At 63.9% G+C, this 3177-nt stretch carries 5 protein-coding genes; all 5 read right to left on the bottom strand.

Features of this window, described 5'->3' with window-relative positions:
- Positions 1-80: 80 nt before the first annotated feature.
- The 5 genes from AC2VOG_RS07225 to AC2VOG_RS07245 are packed head-to-tail and all read right to left on the bottom strand — an operon-like array spanning position 81 to position 3072.
- Positions 81-491, bottom strand: a complete 411-nt coding sequence (locus AC2VOG_RS07225) for a MaoC/PaaZ C-terminal domain-containing protein (protein ID WP_486939233.1) — start codon at positions 489-491, stop codon at positions 81-83.
- Complete coding sequence (locus tag AC2VOG_RS07230; RefSeq protein ID WP_486939234.1) at positions 488-1039, bottom strand: FAS1-like dehydratase domain-containing protein; 552 nt, start codon at positions 1037-1039, stop codon at positions 488-490. Before AC2VOG_RS07230 ends, AC2VOG_RS07225 begins: the two co-directional genes overlap by 4 nt.
- Entirely contained in the window at positions 1012-1413 is a 402-nt protein-coding gene (locus AC2VOG_RS07235; RefSeq protein ID WP_486939235.1) for a nuclear transport factor 2 family protein, read from the bottom strand. The genes AC2VOG_RS07230 and AC2VOG_RS07235 overlap by 28 nt, the downstream gene beginning before the upstream one ends.
- Before the next feature lie 41 nt (positions 1414-1454).
- Positions 1455-1955, bottom strand: coding sequence for a hypothetical protein (locus AC2VOG_RS07240; RefSeq protein ID WP_486939236.1), 501 nt, complete (start codon positions 1953-1955; stop codon positions 1455-1457).
- A gap of 7 nt (positions 1956-1962) precedes the next feature.
- A complete protein-coding gene (locus tag AC2VOG_RS07245) occupies positions 1963-3072 on the bottom strand; it encodes an aromatic ring-hydroxylating oxygenase subunit alpha (protein ID WP_486939237.1) in 1110 nt (369 codons plus the stop codon).
- Between the last annotated feature and the right edge of the window lie 105 nt (positions 3073-3177).

Consider the following 3177-nt stretch of genomic DNA (forward strand, 5'->3'; position numbering starts at 1 on the left):
ATGGCTACCAGCGCATCCGAGCGGTCATCCGCACCAAACCCCCGACACCCCGCCAGATGCTTATCCACCGTCGCTCATCGTCACTCGATCAACCGCAGCGTCAGTTCCACCGGACAACACAACTCACCGCGTTGATTGATCACCTCGATCTGCAGATCGACCAGTCCTGGTGCGGGTTTGGCCACCACGCTGGCGCGGCCCACCATCGTGTCACCGGCGTAGATCGATCCGGTCAGCCGCATCTTGCGCCGAACCACTCGGCTGCGCGGCCCGGCCCAATCGGTCGCGATCCGGTCGGCGAAGCCGGCGATGTGCATGGTGTTGATGAAAATGCCTGGATGCCCGTGCTTTTCGGCATAGTACGGGTCGAAGTGGACTGGGGTGTAGTCCCAGGTGGATCCGGAGTTCATCACCACCCGCTGATAGCTGATCTCATCACGCACCTCCGGTAGCTCCAGCGGCAACGTGACGCTCTCCCAGTCGATGGTCACGACGACCCAGCAGGAGTGAAGCGGAACAAGGTGTTCCGGTTGGTCGCCACCACCGCGCCGCCCTGCCTGTTGAAGGTGTCCAGTGTTTCGACGAAATGCCCGACGCCGAGCCTGGTCTGCTTCTCCGGTGACACCGAGAGCACTTCTTCGACGATCGTGAGTCGGTCGCCGTCGAGGATCGGCAGCGGAAATTCCGCCTCGTTGGCGGCGTTCACGATTGTGCTGCCGGGCAGCGGAACCCGGAGCGCAATCGCCGCCACTGGCGGCGCTCCGCCCGGCTGCCACGGCAGCGGGGTCAGCCAGCCCATCAGCAGCGCCGGTGGAGCCAGTAACCCTCCCCATGTCTGCGTTGCAAAGTCGGCATCCCAGTACGCCGGGTTGGCGTCCTGGACGGTGGCAGCGAACATCTGGATCCGGGCCGCGCTGACCACCGTCCCGGCAACTCGCGGCTGCGAGGCCACCCCAACCATCCGCAGGGCGTCGTCGTAGGTACCGAAGGCAAGCTTGTAGCTGATCGACGTCACGTCGAGACCGGCACCGAATCCCATTGCAGCTCGCGGGACGTGAAGTACCAGCCGCCACGCTCGTAGACCAGGCGATCGCGATAAACCCCGGTGGCACGCAGCGTCGAGCCGCCGGTGAACAGCAGCGCAACGCATCGCTGGGTTGCGTTGATACCGTCGACACTGATCTCGTGGTCGACGGTGACCAGCCGCCCCCTGCCGCCGTCGAACGCCGCCCGTAGGTCGGTGAAATCCTCACCGTCGCGGCTGAAACGCGCGCCCGAGTGACGGAACGTCGCGATCCACCCGTTGCGGTCGCCGTCGGAGAAGCACCGGTTGTGCCGTGCGGCCAAGTTCAAGATTGCGTCGCGCGCCACCGCGCCGTCGAGGACGTACTGCTGCTGATAAGTCATGGCCATCCGTTGTTCTCCCTGTCGCTCTGTTGATCCCGTCTAACGACTCACGATGTATCCGTGGGCTTCGCGGCCCCAGGTCGCGGGTCCGACTCTATGCGCGCGCGAAGGACGTCCTTGCGTATCCGGCCGACGACCGTCTTCGGCAACTCGCTGACGACTTTCACGTATCGCGCGGCCTCGAGCACCGCTGGATGCCGCATCACCACGGTCTCGACCTCGACCGAGAAGATGTTCTCGCCGCGCCGCAGCATTGAATCCTTCACCCGCGCTGCATAAGTCAGGTTCTGGTCGCCGTCGAAAGTACGGCGATCCCCGGTGCGAAACCACTGCGGGTGTGGGACGACGGCGGGGTCCGACGGTCTCAGGTAGCCCTCGCTCATCACGTGCCGGTAGCGCAGTCGACAGGTGATCATCACCCGATCGGGATATTGCTCGGCACGCCGGTCGAGGACTGCCGCGACACTGAACCGCTCGACACCGAAATCGAGCGGTTCGAAAGGCTTTCCGTCGCATGTGGGCGCCGCCCCAACTGGTAAGGGAGACATCGCTTCCCTAGGCCCTCGAAACGACCGGGTCGGGAACACCGTTTGGTGTGTAACCGAAGTCGTCGGCGGCGGCCTCTTCGCCCGGATAGAAGCGGTGCGCCCAACGCCGCAGCGCCGCATAGTCGTGCGCCTCTTCCGGAGCCAGGTTCGGCTTCTCCAGATATTTCATGTTCTCCCAGGTGAAGAAGTCCTGCTTGATGACTTCTTGCTGCAACGCAAGGAATTTGGCGGCCCGGCCGGTGGGCATGTCGCCGGAATCGCCGGGCTCGCGAACGGACGCCTGGGTATAGAAGTAGTCGGTGTAGTCCTCGTCGACCGGAGTCTGCCCGGTCACCTCGATGGTGGCCACCAAGTCACTGGGGAAGCGCACGATGCCCAGGCCCAGCGAGTAGTTGTCGTAAACGATCTTGGCGTCGACCGGGCCGTTCGGGGTCAGCCAGGTCTGTGACCGGCCGCCGCCGAAATGCGCGCTGACGGTGGCGTGCAAGTGGTAACCGGCAACCTCGAATGAGGTCGTGTTGGCCGGGTTGGCGGCCTTGTGCACGTACTGCACGTGATACGGGTCGGCGGCGTTCTCGATGATCATCTGCGCGTGCACCTTGACCCGGTTGAGCATGCGGCTGTGCGGGTGCAGCGGGTAATACTCGTCGGTTTCCAGCTCGGGCAGCACCGGCGGCTGCCAGTATGGGGCCCGGCCGTGCCGTTCGTGCCACACCAGGATGAAGCCGTACCACTCGGTGCAGGGATAGGTCTTGATCCGGACGTTGTGCTTGCAGCCGATCTTGCTATACGGAATCAGCGCGTTGCTGCCGTCGCCGCGCCACTGCCACCCGTGCCACGGACAGACGATGTTCTCGCCCTCGACGGTGCCGCCGACACCCATGTTCGCGCCGAGGTGCTGGCAGTAAGCGTCCAAGACATTCACCTCGCCGGACTCGGTGCGAAACAGCACCATCTCCTCGCCGAAGTAGTGCACCCGCTTGACGTCGCCGGGCGCCAACTCCGAGGCGAAGCCGACGATGAACCATCCGGTCGGGAACCGGTACTGCGACAGACTGATGCCGCTCGGCCCGAATTCCCGTTCCGATGGGTCGCTGTCGGCCGGATCGATGGTCATCGACTTCTCCATTTCCCGGCCAGCGTCGACTTGTTGTGCCCGAAGCGCCTCAAATCGCCCAACAACTCGACGTTGGCCTGTAAAAGCCATTGTTACTATTTTAGT

It is taken from the genome of Mycobacterium sp. TH-M11, assembly GCF_057473725.1.

Excerpts from the sequence above, each read along its gene's own strand:
- AC2VOG_RS07230 (WP_486939234.1), bottom strand. The coding sequence starts at position 1,039 with ATGGGATTCGGTGCCGGTCTCGACGTGACGTCGATCAGCTACAAGCTT.
- AC2VOG_RS07235 (WP_486939235.1), bottom strand. The coding sequence starts at position 1,413 with ATGGCCATGACTTATCAGCAGCAGTACGTCCTCGACGGCGCGGTGGCG.
- AC2VOG_RS07240 (WP_486939236.1), bottom strand. The coding sequence starts at position 1,955 with ATGTCTCCCTTACCAGTTGGGGCGGCGCCCACATGCGACGGAAAGCCT.
- AC2VOG_RS07245 (WP_486939237.1), bottom strand. The coding sequence starts at position 3,072 with ATGACCATCGATCCGGCCGACAGCGACCCATCGGAACGGGAATTCGGG.